Consider the following 15,112-nt stretch of genomic DNA (forward strand, 5'->3'; position numbering starts at 1 on the left):
GTCTAGCGGGTAGCGGCCGCGAAGGCGTCGATCAGGCGGCGCATCGGCACCTGTTTGAGCTTGAGGGCGGCCTGGTTGACGACCAGGCGGGCGCTGATGTCCATGATGCGCTCGACCTCGACCAGGTTGTTGGCCTTGAGCGTGCCGCCGGTGGACACCAGGTCGACGATGGCGTCGGCCAGGCCGGTCAGCGGGGCGAGCTCCATGCTGCCGTACAGCTTGATCATGTCCACGTGCACGCCCTTGGCGGCGAAGAACTCGCGCGCAATTGCCACGTACTTGGTCGCCACCTTCAGGCGCGAGCCCTGGCGCACGGCGCTGGCGTAGTCGAAGTCGGCACGCACGGCCACGCTGACGCGGCAGCGGGCGATGCCCAGGTCCAGAGGCTGGTACAAGGCCTGGCCGCCGTGCTCGATCAAGGTGTCTTTGCCGGTCACGCCCAGGTCGGCGCCGCCATATTCCACATAGGTGGGCACGTCGGTGGCGCGCACGATCACCACCTGCACATCGCTCTGGTTGGTCGCCAGGATCAGCTTGCGCGATTTTTCCGGGTCGTCCAGCACCTCGATGCCGGCCGCCTTGAGCAGGGGCAGGGTCTCGTCGTAAATGCGTCCCTTGGACAAGGCAAGAGTAATCATTGGATCCGCTCGATGTCGGCGCCGATGGCGCGCAGCTTGTTTTCCATCTGGTCGTAGCCGCGGTCCAGGTGGTAGATGCGGTCGACGATGGTTTCGCCTTGCGCAACCAGGCCGGCGATCACCAGGCTGGCCGAGGCGCGCAGGTCGGTCGCCATGACGACGGCGCCCGAGAGCTTGTCCACGCCTTCGATGACGGCGAACTTGCCGTCGATCTGGATGTTGGCGCCCAGGCGCACCAGTTCATTGACGTGCATGAAGCGATTCTCGAAGATGGTCTCCGTCACCTTGGACGGCCCCTCGGAGATGGCGTTCAGGGCCATGAACTGGGCCTGCATGTCGGTCGGAAAGCCCGGGTACTCGGTGGTACGAAAGCTCTGAGCGATCAGGCGGCCCTGCGAATGCAGGTGGATGCCGTCCTCCACCGCGGCCACGCTGGCGCCGGCTTCGCGCAGCTTGTCGATCACGGCCTCCAGGTGGTCGGCGCGGCCATGGCGCAGCACCACGTCGCCGCCGGTGGCGGCCACCGCGCACAGGAAGGTGCCGGCCTCGATGCGGTCGGCCACCACGCGATGGGTGCAGCCATGGAGCTTCTCGACGCCCTGGATGCGGATGCGGCTGCTGCCGTGGCCCTCGATCTTCGCGCCCATCTTGATCAACATCTCGGCCAGATCGCTGATCTCCGGCTCCTGGGCGGCGTTCTCCAGCACGGTCTCGCCCTCGGCCAGGCTGGCGGCCATCAGGAAGTTCTCCGTGCCCGTCACCGTCACCATGTCGGTGGTGATGCTGGCGCCGCGCAGGCGCTCCCTGCCCTTGGGCAGCTTGGCGATCATGTAGCCGTGCTCCACCACGATCTCGGCGCCCATGGCCTGCAGGCCCTTGATGTGCTGGTCCACCGGCCGCGAGCCGATGGCGCAGCCGCCGGGCAGCGAGACCGTGGCCTCGCCAAAGCGCGCCAGCAGGGGGCCCAGGGCCAGCACCGAGGCGCGCATGGTCTTGACCAGCTCGTAGGGCGCTTCGGGCGAGCTGAGCTTGCTCGAATCGATGGTCACCGTGCCGTCATCGCTGCGCTCGGCGCTCACGCCCATGTTGCGGATCAGCTTGAGCATGGTGGCAACGTCCTGCAGGCGCGGCACGTTCTGCAGCGTCACGGCGTCGGCCGTGAGCAAGGTGGCGCACAGCTCGGGCAGGGCAGCGTTCTTGGCGCCGGAAATCCGGACTTCGCCGTGGAGCTGGCGGCCCCCGCGAATCAATAGCTTGTCCATTGTCGGCTCAGTCTTGGTGGATTGGGACGCCCGGGCGGCGGGCCATCATTGGGAGGACGCCGCCCATTCGGCCGGCGTCAGGGTCTTCATCGACAGGGCGTGGACCTCGTCGGTCTGCATTCTCGCACCCAGGGTGGCGTAGACGCGCTGGTGGCGCTGGATCAGGCGCTTGCCCTCGAATTCGGCCGAGACGATCACGGCCGACCAGTGGCGGCCGTCGCCATCGACTTCAAGATGGTCGCAGGCCAGGCCGGCGGCGATGAGGGACTGGAGTTCTTCAGCGGTCATAGGAGCGGACAGGGTTTCAGCCCCGGATTTTGTACCCAATGCGCAGCAGATGGACCGCCACCGCGCTGACCACCAGGAAGGCAGCGCCGACAATGGCCAGACTGAGCCAGGGCGAGACGTCGCTGACGCCGAAAAAGCCATAACGGAAGCCGTCGATCATGTAGAAAAACGGGTTGAGATGGCTCAGGCCCTGCCAGAACGCCGGCAGGGAATGGATGGAATAGAACACGCCCGACAGGAAGGTCATGGGCATGATGACGAAGTTCTGGAAGGCCGCCATCTGGTCGAACTTCTCGGCCCACAGGCCGGCGATCAGGCCCAGGGCGCCGAGCATGCCGGCGCCCAGCACGGCGAACAGCAGCACCCACAGCGGCGCGGCCGGCACCGTCAGCACGAACAGGGAGGTCACGGCCAGCACGCCCGCCCCCACCGCCAGCCCGCGCACGATGGACGAGCCGACATAGGCGACGAACCAGCTCCAGTGCGACAGCGGCGTGAGCAGCACGAAGACCAGGCTGCCCATGATCTTGCTTTGCACCAGGGACGAGGAGCTGTTGGCGAAGGCGTTCTGCAGCACGCTCATCATCACCAGGCCGGGCACCAGGAAGGCGGTGTAGCTGACGGTGCCGTAGACCTTCACATGGTCCTCCAGCACGTGGCCGAAGATCAGCAGGTAGAGCATGGCCGTGAGCACCGGCGCCGCCACGGTCTGGAAGCCTACCTTCCAGAAGCGCAAGACTTCCTTGTAAAGCAGTGTCTGCCAACCCGTCACGCGGCGACCTCTTTCTTGCCCGACATCACGTCCAGGAACACGTCCTCCAGGTCGGCCTTGCGGATTTCCACGTCCTCCACCCGCAGGCCGGCCTCGCGGATGATGGCCAGGTACTGCTCGATCTCGTGGGCGTCGTGGGCCGGCAACTGCACGATGCGGCCCGTCACCCTGGCCTTGTCGGCGAACTGCGCAGGCAGGGCGCTGTCTATCTTGAAGCGCAGCACGTTGCTCGACGCCGTCTTGAGCAGCTCGCTGGTGCGCTCCAGCGCCACCACCTTGCCCGCCTTGAGCATGGCGATGCGGCTGCACAGCGCCTCGGCCTCCTCCAGGTAGTGGGTGGTGAGCAGCACGGTGTGGCCCTGCTTGTTGAGGCGGGCGATGAACTGCCACAGGGTCTGGCGCAGTTCCACGTCGACGCCGGCTGTGGGCTCGTCCAGCACGATGACCGGCGGCTTGTGGACCAGGGCCTGGGCTACCAGCACGCGCCGCTTCATGCCGCCGGACAGCTGGCGCATGTTGGCCCCGGCCTTGTCGGCCAGGCCCAGGCTGTGCAGCAGTTCGTCGATCCAGTCGCCGTTGTTCTTCACGCCGAAATAGCCGGACTGGAAGCGCAGGGCCTCGCGCACGTTGAAAAAGGGGTCGAACACCAGTTCCTGCGGCACCACGCCCAGCTTGCTGCGGGCCTGGGCGTAGTCGGACTGCACGTCGTGCCCCAGCACGCTGACGCGGCCGGCGCTGGCGCGTGCCAAGCCGGCCAGGATGCTGATCAGGGTGGTCTTGCCCGCGCCGTTGGGGCCTAACAGGCCGAAAAACTCGCCTTGCTGGATGTCGAAACTGACGCCATCGAGCGCCTGCAGAGGCCCGCGTGCGGAAACAAAGCTTTTGGAGACAGACTGGAACGAAATCGCGGGCATGGGAGCCCGCAATTCTAGGCGGTCGCCAAGGACGGCGCCGGCCGCGGGCTATGCGCCTGCTGGCAACAGTTCGGCCACGCCGTACAGGCCGGCCAGCTCACGCAGGCGCGGCGGCAGATGGCCCACGGCAAAGCTCTTGCCGTGGGCCAGTGCCTCGCGCCGGCATTCGAGCAGCACCGCCAGAGCCGAGGAATCGAAACGCGCCAGCGCCGAGGCATCGGCCAGCGCCGCCGAGCCGGCCTCCGAGCGCACCGCCTGCGCCAGCATCCGGCTGCAGGCCGTGGCCTGGGCATGGGTCAGTTCAGCGGGCAAAACCAGCATGGTGGAACCGGGTTTAGCTCTTCTTGGCGTTGGACTGGTTGCGCGCGCTCAGGGTGGCGATCAGGCCGTCCACGCCCTTGGCGTTGATTTCCTGCGCGAACTGGTTGCGGTAGGTCTCGACCAGCCACACGCCCAGCACGTTGAGGTTGTAGATCTTCCATCCCGCCCCCTGGCCCGGGGTCTTCTCCAGACGGTAATCGAGCTGGATCGGGTCGCCGCGGCCGCGGATCTCGGTGCGCACCACCACCTCGGTGTCCTCGGGCGCGCTGCGTTGCGGCTTGACGTTGATGGTCTGGTCGTCGACCTGGGCCAGCGCGCCGGCATAGGTGCGCACCAGCAGGAGCTTGAACTCCTCCTGCAGGCGCTTTTGCTGCTCCGGCGTGGCCTGGCGCCAGGCCGGGCCGACGGCCGATGCCGTCATGCGCTGGAAGTTGACGTTGGGCATGACCTTGGTGTCGACCAGGGCGATGATTCTGGTGGTGTCGCCGCTCTTGATGGTCTTGTCGGCCTTGATCGCGCCCAGGGTCTCTTCCGACAAGCGCTTGATCAGGGCGTCGGGCGCTTCGTCGGCGGCCTGCGCCAGCGGCGCGATGGCCAGTGTGGAAGCGGCGATCAGGCCCATGGCCAGCTGGCCAAGAAAACGTCTTTTCACTGCGATGTCCTTTCGTGCGGGCGTAGCCCGCGGTGTCCCGGTTGGAATGCCGGCCTGGCGCCGGGTTCCGGCCCGGGGCCGGCCTTTGAAACAGTCTGCAAGCCTAGCGGGCGGCCGGTGCCAGCGAACCGGGATTGCGCTCGCCATCCTGGGTATCGAAGATCTGGGCCCTGCGCCTTTGCAGGAAGGCGTCGCGGGTGAAGCTGTACTTGTCCAGGGCCGCCTCTTCCAGCACCGCGCTAGCGCGCAGCAGGTTGGAGCGCGCGTCGATCGTGCGCACGCCATAGATCACATTGCGCGCCGCCACCGGCGTGAAGAAGTGGACCGGGTCCGCCTGGATGTCCACCCACAACGCGAAGCTATCGCGCACGGTCGACGGGCCGAAGAACGGCAGCACCAGGTAGGGCCCGGTGTCCATGCCCCAGCGGCCCAACGTCTGGCCGAAGTCCTCGCGATGGCGCTCGATGTTCAGGTCGCTGGCGATGTCCAGGATGCCGCCCAGGCCAAAGAAGGTGTTGACGTTCAGGCGCATCCAGTTCTCAGCCGCGTTCTGGAACTTGAACTGCAGCAGGCTGTTGACGAAGGACCAGCCGTCGCTGAGGTTGCCAAAGAAATTGCTCACGCCGGTGCGCGCCAGGGGCGGGACCGCATCCCGGTAGACGGTGGCCACCGGCTTGAAGAACACCGCATCGACGCTGTCGTTGAACTGCATCACGCCGCGGTTGAAGGGCTCCAGCGGGTCGAGCGGGTGGGCGTTGGGCCGGCTGGCGCAGCCGCCCAGCGCCAGCAGCAGGGCCAGGCCCAGGGCCACAAGGCCGCTGCGGCCAGATGCAGACAGGAAATATCGTGGGGTCGTCATTATTTTTTGGGGGCCGTTCCTGCGTTGGCATTGCTGCCGTCCGCCGCCTTGTTGTAGAGGAACTGGCCAATCAGGTTTTCGAGGACAACGGCGGACTGGGTGGAACTGATGGTATCGCCTTGCGCCAGGACCTTTTCATCCGCTCCGGCTTCCACGCCGATGTACTGCTCACCCAACAGGCCACTGGTCAGGATCTTCAATCCGCTGTCCTTGGGGAAAAGATAGCGGGTTTCCAGAGCCATCGTGACCCTCGCCTGGAAGGATTTATCGTCGAACGTGATGGATTCCACGCGGCCGACCACGACGCCGGCGCTCTTGACGGCGGCCTGGCGCTTGAGGCCGCCGATGTTGTCGAACTTGGCCACCACGCGGTAGGTCGGCTGGAAGCTCAGCGCCAGCAGGTTGGCCGACTGCAGCGCCAGAAACAGGATGGCGGCCGCGCCCAGCAGCACGAACAGGCCAACCCAGAGATCACTTTTGCTGCGTTCCATCGCTTTGTTTCCAGTCAGTAGGGCCAGGGCAAGGCCTGGCCCGCAAGCTTACTCAAATGCTGAACATCATGGCTGTCAGGATGAAATCCAGACCCAGCACCGCCAGTGAGGCCACCACCACCGTACGGGTGGTGGCGCGCGACACGCCCTCGGGCGTGGGATGGGCCTGGAAGCCCTGCAGCAGGGCAACGAAGCTCACCGTCACGCCGAACACGAAACTCTTGACCACGCCGTTGCCGACGTCGCGCCAGACGTCGACGCCGCCCTGCATCTGGCTCCAGAAGGCACCGGGGTCGACCCCGATCAGCACCACGCCGACGACATAGCCGCCCATGATGCCGACGGCGCTGAAGACGGCGGCCAGCAGGGGCATGGCGATGACGCCGCCCCAGAAGCGCGGCGCCAGGATGCGGCGCACCGGGTCCACCGCCATCATCTCCATGGCGCTGAGCTGCTCGCCCGCCTTCATCAGGCCGATTTCGGCGGTCAGCGAGGTACCGGCACGGCCGGCGAACAGCAGGGCCGTGACCACAGGGCCCAGCTCGCGCACCAGACTCAGCGCCACCAGCAGGCCCAGCGCTTCGGACGAGCCATAGCGCTGCAGCGTGTAGTAGCCCTGCAGGCCCAGCACAAAGCCCACGAACAGGCCGGACACCGTGATGATGGCCAACGAATAGTTGCCCAGGAAATGCACCTGGTCGCGCACCAGGCCGAAACGCCTGAACGTGGGCCCGAACAGCAGGACCAGGCGCGCGAACAGGCGCGCGCCGTAGCCCAGGTCGGCCAGCTTGCTGCGCACGGCCAAGCCGACGTCGGAGGGGTTGTACCAGCTCATGCCAGGGCCATCATTTCTCCAGCCCGGCGCCAAAATCCTGGGCGATGCTGGGACCGGGGTAATGGAAATGCACCGGGCCGTCGGCCTGGGCATTGACGAACTGCTGGACCAGCGGATCGGCGGACTGCTGCACCTGCTGGGGCGTGCCCTGGGCGGCGATGCGGCCATTGGCCAGGATGATCACCTGGTCGGCGATGCGGAAGGTCTCTTCCAGGTCGTGCGAGACCACGATGCTGGTGATACCCAGGGTGTCGTTCAGGCGCCGGATCAGCTGCGCCGCCGTGCCCAGCGAGATCGGGTCCAGGCCGGCAAAGGGCTCGTCGTACATGATCAGCTCGGGGTCCAGTGCGATGGCCCGGGCCAGGGCCACGCGCCGCGCCATGCCGCCGGAGATCTCGCTGGGCATCAGGTCGCGCGCGCCGCGCAGGCCGACGGCGTTGAGCTTCATCAGTACGATGTCGCGCACCAGTTCCTCGGCCAGGCCGGTGTGCTCGCGCAGCGGGAAGGCCACGTTGTCGAACACGCTCATGTCGGTGAACAGAGCGCCGAACTGGAACAGCATGCCCATGCGCCGGCGCGCCGCATACAGGCCGGCCTGGTCGAGCTGGCCGACGTCGCGGCCGTCGAACAGGATCTCGCCGCTCTGGGCGCGCACCTGGCCGCCGATCAGCCGCAGCACCGTGGTCTTGCCGCCGCCGGAAGCGCCCATCAACGCCGTGACCTTGCCGCGCGGCACGGTGAAGCTGATGTCGTCAAGAATGCGACGCTGGCCGTAGCCGAAGCTCAGGCTGCGGCATTCGACCAGCGTGCTGGATGGGGGATGGATCATGCGGGCCAAATCATAAGGGCATAGTCACCGCCGGGCCCTCCCCCTTCGGGGAGAGCCTTTGACCCGGAAAATCGGGCGAGAGCCCCCGCCAGATGGACCTGGATTGCTATCGAATCAGGAGCGATGCAAGCTTCAGCGGGGCAGATCGCTGAATCCCATCAGGAATTCGTCGACCGAGCGCGCGGCCTGACGGCCTTCGCGGATGGCCCAGACCACCAGGGACTGGCCGCGCCGCATGTCGCCGGCGGCGAACACCTTGGCCACGTTGGTGGCGTAGCCGTTGCTGAATTCAGTCGTGGCCTTGGCGTTGCCGCGGGCGTCCTTGTCGACACCAAAACCTTCCAGGATGGATGCCACCGGACTGACAAAGCCCATGGCCAGCAGCACCAGGTCGGCCTTGTATTCCTTTTCCGTTCCAGCGATCTCGACGAACTTGCCGTCCTTGAACTCCACATGCACGGTCTTGAGGCCTGTGACCTTCTTGCCGTCGCCAATGATCTCCTTGGTGGCGATGGCGAACGCGCGCTCACAGCCTTCTTCATGGCTGGAACTGGTGCGCAGCTTGTACGGCCAGTAGGGCCAGGTCATGGGCCGGTTTTCTTCTTCCGGCGGCTGGGGCATCAGCTCGAACTGCGTGACGCTGGCGGCGCCGTGGCGGTTGCTGGTGCCCACGCAGTCGGAGCCGGTGTCGCCGCCGCCGATCACGATGACGTGCTTGCCGGAGGCCGTCAGCTGGCCCTTGAGCTTGTCGCCGGCGTTGACCTTGTTTTGCTGCGGCAGGAATTCCATGGCGAAGTGAACGCCGTCCAGGTCGCGGCCGGGCACAGGCAGGTCGCGCGACTGCTCGGCGCCGCCAGCCAGCAACACGGCGTCGAAGTCCTTTTGCAACTGCTCGGGCGTGATGCTTTCCTTGGCCCAGTTGATGACCTTGGAGTCTTTGGGCAGGGTGCCGATCATGACGCCGGTGCGGATGGTCACGCCCTCGGCCTTCATCTGCTCGGCGCGCTTGTCGATGTGTGACTTCTCCATCTTGAAGTCGGGAATGCCGTAGCGCAGCAGGCCGCCGATGCGGTCGTTCTTCTCGAACAGGGTCACATCGTGGCCGACGCGAGCCAGTTGCTGGGCGGCGGCCATGCCGGCCGGGCCGGAGCCGACCACGGCGACCTTCTTGCCGGTGCGGATCCTGGCCGGCCTGGCCTTGACCCAGCCGTGCTCCCAGGCGCGGTCGATGATGGCGTGCTCCAGCGACTTGATGCCCACCGCATCGTCATTGACGTTGAGCGTGCAGGCCGCCTCGCAGGGCGCCGGGCAGATGCGGCCGGTGAACTCGGGGAAGTTGTTGGTGGAGTCGAGTACCGCGAACGCGTTCTGCCAGTCCTGCCGGTACACCAGGTCGTTGAAGTCCGGGATGATGTTGTTGACCGGGCAGCCCGAGTTGCAGAACGGCGTGCCGCAGTCCATGCAGCGCGCGCCCTGCACCTTGGCCTGCGCGTCGTCCAGGCCGATGACGAATTCCTTGTAGTGCTTGAGGCGCTCGGGAACGGGCTTGTAGCCCTCCTCGACGCGCTCGTACTCCATGAAGCCGGTGATTTTTCCCATGATTTTTTCCCGTCCTCTTCTTACTTGGCCGCCACGGGCTCGTGCTTCATCGCAACTTCGGCGTTGGTGCCGGCGCTGGCCTGCTCCAGCTCGCGCTCGTACATTTCCGCCAGCGCACGCTTGTATTCGTTGGGGAAGACCTTGACGAACTTGCCGCGCGCCGTGGCCCAGTTGTCCAGCAGTTCGCGCGCGCGCTTGCTGCCGGTCCAGCGGTTGTGCTCCTCCAGCAGCTTCTTGAGCAGCACCTCATCGGCCGTGTCCTTGTGCAGACGGGTCTTGGCGCCCTTCTGCTCGGCGGCCGTGCCGACCTGCTCCAGCGACACCATGGAGGTGTTGCAGCGGCTGGCGAAGCTGCCGTCCTCGTCGTAGACGTAGGCGATGCCGCCGGACATGCCGGCGGCGAAGTTGCGGCCGGTCTTGCCCAGCACCACCGCCGTGCCGCCCGTCATGTACTCGCAGCCGTGGTCACCCGTGCCCTCGACCACTGCGGTGGCGCCCGACAGGCGCACCGCGAAGCGCTCGCCGGCCACGCCGGAGAAGAAGGCCTCGCCGGTGGTCGCGCCGTACAGCGCGGTGTTGCCGATGATGATGTTCTCGGTGGCCGCGCCGCGGAAGTCGATGCTGGGCCGCACGACGATACGGCCGCCGGACAGGCCCTTGCCGGTGTAGTCGTTGGCGTCGCCGATCAGGTACAGCGTGATGCCGCGCGCCAGGAAGGCGCCGAAGGACTGGCCGCCCGTGCCTTCGAGCTGGATGCGGATGCTGTCGTCGGGCAGGCCTTCGGGATGGGCCTTGGTCACCGCGCCCGACAGCTTGGCGCCGACGGTGCGGTTGACATTGCGCGCCACCTCGATGAACTGCACCTTCTCGCCCTTGTCGATGGCCGCGCGCGACTTCTCGATCAGGCGGGTGTCCAGGTTGTTCTCCAGGCCGTGCTCCTGGTTTTCCACGTGGTAGCGCGGCACGTCGGCAGGCACCTGCGGCTGGGCGAACAGGCGGCCAAAGTCCAGGCCGCGGGCCTTCCAGTGCTCGATACCCTTCTTCATGTCCAGCAGGTCGGCGCGGCCGATCAGCTCGTTGAAGGTGCGGATGCCCAGCTGCGCCATGATTTGGCGCACTTCCTCGGCGATGAAGAAGAAGAAGTTGACGACGTGCTCGGGCTTGCCGGTGAACTTCTTGCGCAGCACCGGGTCCTGCGTGGCCACGCCCACCGGGCAGGTGTTCAGGTGGCACTTGCGCATCATGATGCAGCCCTCGACCACCAGCGGCGCGGTGGCGAAGCCGAACTCGTCGGCCCCCAGCAGCGCGCCGATGGCGACGTCGCGGCCGGTCTTCATCTGGCCGTCGGCTTGCACGCGCACACGGCCGCGCAGGCGGTTGAGCACCAGGGTCTGCTGGGTCTCGGCCAGGCCGATTTCCCAGGGCGAGCCGGCATGCTTGATCGACGACCAGGGCGAGGCGCCGGTGCCGCCGTCATGGCCGGCGATCACGATGTGGTCGCTCTTGCACTTGGTGACGCCGGCGGCGATGGTGCCCACGCCGATTTCGCTGACCAGCTTGGTGCTGATCGAAGCATGGGGCGCGACGTTCTTCAGGTCGTGGATCAGCTGGGCCAGATCCTCGATCGAATAGATGTCGTGGTGCGGCGGCGGCGAGATCAGGCCGACGCCCGGCACCGAGTAGCGCAGCTTGCCGATGTACTTGGAGACCTTGCCGCCGGGCAACTGGCCGCCCTCGCCCGGCTTGGCGCCCTGGGCCATCTTGATCTGGATCTGGTCGGCCGAGGACAGGTACTCCGCCGTCACGCCAAAGCGCCCGGACGCGACCTGCTTGATCTTGGAGCGCAGCGAGTCGCCCGCCTGCATGGGGATGTCGACCTCGACCACATCGCTGCCGATGATCTGGGCCATGGTCTGGCCCTGCTTGATCGGGATGCCCTTGAGCTCCTGGCGGTAGCGCGCCGGGTCCTCGCCGCCTTCGCCGGTATTGCTCTTGCCGCCGATGCGGTTCATGGCGATGGCCAGCGTGGCGTGGGCTTCGGTGGAGATCGAGCCCAGCGACATGGCGCCGGTGGCGAAGCGCTTGACGATCTCCTTGGCCGGCTCGACCTCGTCGATGGGAATGGCCTTGGCGGGATCGACCCTGAACTCGAACAGGCCGCGCAACGTCATGTGACGGCGGCTCTGGTCGTTGATCAGTTGCGCGTATTCCTTGTAGGTGTTGAAGTTGTTGGCGCGCGTGCTGTGCTGCAGCTTGGCAATGGCGTCGGGCGTCCACATGTGCTCTTCGCCGCGCACGCGCCAGGCGTATTCGCCGCCGGCGTCGAGCATGTTCTCCAGCACCGGGTCGTCACCGAAGGCCGCCTTGTGCATGCGGATGGCTTCCTGGGCGATCTCGAACACGCCGATGCCTTCGATGCGGCTGGGGGTGCCGGTGAAGTACTTGTCGATGGTGTCGGTGTTCAGGCCGATGGCCTCGAACAGCTGGGCACCGCAGTAGGACATGTACGTGCTCACGCCCATCTTGGACATGATCTTGGACAGGCCCTTGCCGATCGCCTTGACGTAGTTGTAGATGGCCTTGTCGGCCGACAGATCGCCCGGCAGGTCCTTGTGGATGGACAGCAGGGTTTCCATCGCCAGGTAGGGATGGACGGCCTCGGCGCCGTAGCCGGCCAGCACGCCGAAGTGGTGTACCTCGCGTGCCGTGCCGGTTTCCACCACCAGGCCGGCCGTGGTGCGCAGGCCCTCGCGCACCAGGTGCTGGTGGATGGACGACAGTGCCAGCAGCGCCGGGATGGCGACCTTCTCGGGGCCGACTTCGCGGTCGCTGATGATCAGGATGTTCTTGCCGCTCTTGATGGCATCGACCGCCTCGGCATTGAGCGAAGCCAGCTTGGCTTCCACGCCCTCATGGCCCCAGGCCAGGGGGTAGGTGATGTCCAGCGTGTAGCTGCGGAACTTGTTCTGCGTGTGCTTCTCGATGTCGCGCAGCTTCGCCATGTCGGCGAAGTCGAGGATGGGCTGGCTCACTTCCAGCCGCATCGGCGGATTGACCTGGTTGATGTCCAGCAGGTTGGGCTTGGGACCGACAAAGGTCACCAGCGACATCACGATGGCCTCGCGGATCGGGTCGATCGGCGGGTTGGTCACCTGGGCAAACAACTGCTTGAAGTAGTTGTACAGCGGCTTGTCCTTGGACGAGAGCACGGCCAGCGGGCTGTCGTTGCCCATGGAGCCAATGCCTTCTTCGCCGGCCTGGGCCATGGGCGACATCAGGAACTTGATGTCTTCCTGGGTGTAGCCGAAGGCCTGCTGGCGGTCCAGCAGTTCCACCGCGCTGGTGGGCGCCTTGCCCGAGGTGTCGGACAAGTCATCGAGCTTGATGCGCAGGTTCTCGATCCACTGCTTGTAGGGCTTGCTGTTGGCGAGGTTGGACTTGAGCTCCTCGTCGTCGATCATGCGGCCCTGTTCCAGGTCGATCAGGAACATCTTGCCCGGCTGCAGGCGCCACTTGCGCACGATCTTGTTCTCCGGCACCGGCAACACACCGGACTCGGAACCCATGATCACCAGGTCGTCATCGGTGATGCAGTAACGCGAAGGACGCAGGCCGTTGCGGTCCAGCGTGGCGCCAATCTGGCGGCCGTCGGTGAAGACGATGGAGGCCGGGCCGTCCCAGGGCTCGAGCATGGCGGCGTGGTATTCGTAGAAGGCCTTGCGGCGCTCGTCCATCGTGGTGTGCTGCTCCCAGGGCTCGGGAATCATCATCATCACGGCCTGGCTGATGGGATAGCCGGCCATCGTCAGCAGTTCCAGGCAGTTGTCGAAGGTGGCGGTGTCGGACTGGCCGGCGAAGCTGATGGGGTAGAGCTTCTGCAGGTCCGGGCCCAGCACCGGCGAGGACATCACGCCTTCGCGCGCCTTCATCCAGTTGTAATTGCCCTTGACCGTATTGATCTCGCCGTTGTGGGCGACATAGCGGTAGGGGTGGGCCAGCGGCCACTCGGGGAAGGTGTTGGTGGAAAAGCGCTGGTGCACCAGGCCCAGGGCCGAGACGCAGCGCGCATCCTGCAAGTCCAGGAAATAGGTGCCCACCTGGTCGGCCAGCAGCAGGCCCTTGTAGACCACGGTGCGGCTGGACATGCTGGGAACGTAGTATTCCTTGCTGTGCTTGAGCTTGAGGTTCTGGATGGCGGCGCTGGCGGTCTTGCGGATCACGTACAGCTTGCGCTCCAGCGCGTCCTGCACGATGACGTCGTCGCCGCGGCCGATGAAGATCTGGCGCAGGATGGGTTCCTTCTTGCGCACCGTGGGCGACATCGGCATGTCGCGGTTGACCGGTACATCGCGCCAGCCCAGCAGCACCTGGCCCTCGGCCTTGATGGCGCGCTCCATCTCCTGCTCGCAGGCCAGGCGGGAGGCATGCTCCTTAGGCAGGAAGATCATGCCCACGCCGTATTCGCCGGGCGGCGGCAGGGTCACGCCCTGCTTGGCCATTTCCTCGCGGTACAAGGCATCGGGCAACTGGATCAGGATGCCAGCGCCGTCGCCCATCAGCTTGTCCGCGCCCACCGCGCCGCGGTGGTCCAGGTTTTCCAGGATCTTCAGACCCTGCTGGACGATGGCATGGCTTTTCTCGCCCTTGATGTGGGCCACAAAGCCGACGCCGCAGGCGTCATGCTCGTTGTTGCCCGAATACAGGCCGTGCTCTTGCAAATGGGAAATTTCGGCAGCCGTCGTCATGGCGCACTCCTGTTCTAAATCGCGGGACTGGGAGCATAGTGCACTGCAACAACAATGCCAAGCAGATTAAATGGGGTCAGATTCCAATTAATGCCCGATGAAAAAGATACGGAATTAATTAGGGACAGATTTAACTGGCCGTCCCGGCGTGGTTTTGACGATGCGCCGCGCCGTCCGCTTCTGCAAATCAGCCACGTAATCTGGCTCACCCAAGGCCCAGCCCCGCAAGGCTGATTCGGTGAGCGCGCGCTGCTGGTCTGAACTGACGCCCGAACGCACCAGGTCCGCATAGGCTGCGTCCCTGGAAAAGGGCGTGTTGCCCAACTCCCAGTACAGCGGATGCGGCGTCAGCAGTTTGTCTGTGACACGCCCGGTGTAATGGGCATGGCTGGACCATGGGTAAGCGGACGGATCGGCCACCATCCCTGCGCGCACCGGATTGAGATCGATGTAGGCCATGCAGGCCAGCAGGTAGCGCTCGGCCTGGAGCAGCGTCGACTTGTAGCGCCCTTCCCAGAGCGTGCCCGTGCGCGCCTGCCGCTGGTTGAAATAACGGACATAGCGCCGACCGACCGCCTGCATCATTTGCGGAATGCCTTCCGCAGTCTCGGGGGTGGCCAGCAGGTGGAAGTGATTGCTCATCAGCACATAGGCGTGCAGCGCGACCTTCTGCGCGCGCGCGTGCTCGTCCAGCAGCGACAACAGCATCTCGTAATCCGCGGTCGACGCAAAGATCGGTTGGCGGTTGTTGCCGCGCTGGATGATGTGGTGCGGGTAGCCGGGAACTGTCAGACGTGGGAGGCGAGCCATGGCCAGGCCATCATAAATTGGAATCTGACCCCAATTAGGAGTTATCCGACGCCAAGTCGTCATCAGGGACGACAGGGCCGGAGCGCCGCTGCTGCGA

At 65.6% G+C, this 15,112-nt stretch carries 13 protein-coding genes and 1 pseudogene; all 14 read right to left on the minus strand.

What is annotated here, in order from left to right:
- Window positions 1-2: 2 nt before the first annotated feature.
- The 14 genes and pseudogenes from hisG to Q0632_RS05505 all read right to left on the minus strand — a co-directional run bounded on the left by hisG (window position 3) and on the right by Q0632_RS05505 (window position 15,015).
- A complete protein-coding gene (hisG, locus tag Q0632_RS05440; RefSeq protein ID WP_298925352.1) occupies window positions 3-638 on the minus strand; it encodes an ATP phosphoribosyltransferase in 636 nt (211 codons plus the stop codon).
- Window positions 635-1,900: a UDP-N-acetylglucosamine 1-carboxyvinyltransferase gene (gene murA, locus Q0632_RS05445; RefSeq protein ID WP_298925354.1), complete on the minus strand. Its 1,266-nt coding sequence runs from the start codon at window positions 1,898-1,900 to the stop codon at window positions 635-637. Before murA ends, hisG begins: the two co-directional genes overlap by 4 nt.
- 45 nt (window positions 1,901-1,945) lie before the next feature.
- Complete coding sequence (locus Q0632_RS05450; RefSeq protein ID WP_298925356.1) at window positions 1,946-2,188, minus strand: BolA family protein; 243 nt, start codon at window positions 2,186-2,188, stop codon at window positions 1,946-1,948.
- Window positions 2,189-2,204: 16 nt separating this feature from the next.
- A complete protein-coding gene (locus Q0632_RS05455; RefSeq protein WP_298925358.1) occupies window positions 2,205-2,960 on the minus strand; it encodes an ABC transporter permease in 756 nt (251 codons plus the stop codon).
- Entirely contained in the window at window positions 2,957-3,874 is a 918-nt protein-coding gene (locus tag Q0632_RS05460; protein ID WP_298925360.1) for an ABC transporter ATP-binding protein, read from the minus strand. Before Q0632_RS05460 ends, Q0632_RS05455 begins: the two co-directional genes overlap by 4 nt.
- 48 nt (window positions 3,875-3,922) lie before the next feature.
- A pseudogene (locus tag Q0632_RS05465) lies at window positions 3,923-4,198 on the minus strand (lipid asymmetry maintenance protein MlaB); the annotation flags it as partial.
- Between the two features lie 10 nt (window positions 4,199-4,208).
- A complete protein-coding gene (locus Q0632_RS05470) occupies window positions 4,209-4,817 on the minus strand; it encodes a phospholipid-binding protein MlaC (protein WP_298926032.1) in 609 nt (202 codons plus the stop codon).
- Window positions 4,818-4,950: 133 nt separating this feature from the next.
- Entirely contained in the window at window positions 4,951-5,706 is a 756-nt protein-coding gene (locus Q0632_RS05475; protein ID WP_298925364.1) for a VacJ family lipoprotein, read from the minus strand.
- Complete coding sequence (mlaD, locus tag Q0632_RS05480) at window positions 5,706-6,197, minus strand: outer membrane lipid asymmetry maintenance protein MlaD (protein ID WP_298925365.1); 492 nt, start codon at window positions 6,195-6,197, stop codon at window positions 5,706-5,708. The genes Q0632_RS05475 and mlaD overlap by 1 nt, the downstream gene beginning before the upstream one ends.
- Window positions 6,198-6,249: 52 nt before the next feature.
- Window positions 6,250-7,032 (minus strand): lipid asymmetry maintenance ABC transporter permease subunit MlaE, encoded by a 783-nt coding sequence (gene mlaE / locus Q0632_RS05485; RefSeq protein WP_298925368.1) that lies wholly within the window; start codon window positions 7,030-7,032, stop codon window positions 6,250-6,252.
- Between the two features lie 10 nt (window positions 7,033-7,042).
- Window positions 7,043-7,861 carry an ABC transporter ATP-binding protein gene (locus Q0632_RS05490; RefSeq protein WP_298925373.1) on the minus strand — a complete coding sequence of 273 codons (819 nt, stop codon included), beginning with the start codon at window positions 7,859-7,861 and terminating at the stop codon, window positions 7,043-7,045.
- 132 nt (window positions 7,862-7,993) lie between these two features.
- A complete protein-coding gene (locus Q0632_RS05495) occupies window positions 7,994-9,460 on the minus strand; it encodes a glutamate synthase subunit beta (RefSeq protein ID WP_298925375.1) in 1,467 nt (488 codons plus the stop codon).
- Window positions 9,461-9,480: 20 nt separating this feature from the next.
- Complete coding sequence (locus tag Q0632_RS05500; RefSeq protein ID WP_298925378.1) at window positions 9,481-14,205, minus strand: glutamate synthase-related protein; 4,725 nt, start codon at window positions 14,203-14,205, stop codon at window positions 9,481-9,483.
- A gap of 114 nt (window positions 14,206-14,319) precedes the next feature.
- A complete protein-coding gene (locus Q0632_RS05505) occupies window positions 14,320-15,015 on the minus strand; it encodes a transposase (RefSeq protein WP_298925381.1) in 696 nt (231 codons plus the stop codon).
- Between the last annotated feature and the right edge of the window lie 97 nt (window positions 15,016-15,112).

It is taken from the genome of uncultured Ramlibacter sp., assembly GCF_936925435.1.
In the GTDB taxonomy this organism is placed as follows: domain Bacteria; phylum Pseudomonadota; class Gammaproteobacteria; order Burkholderiales; family Burkholderiaceae_C; genus Ramlibacter.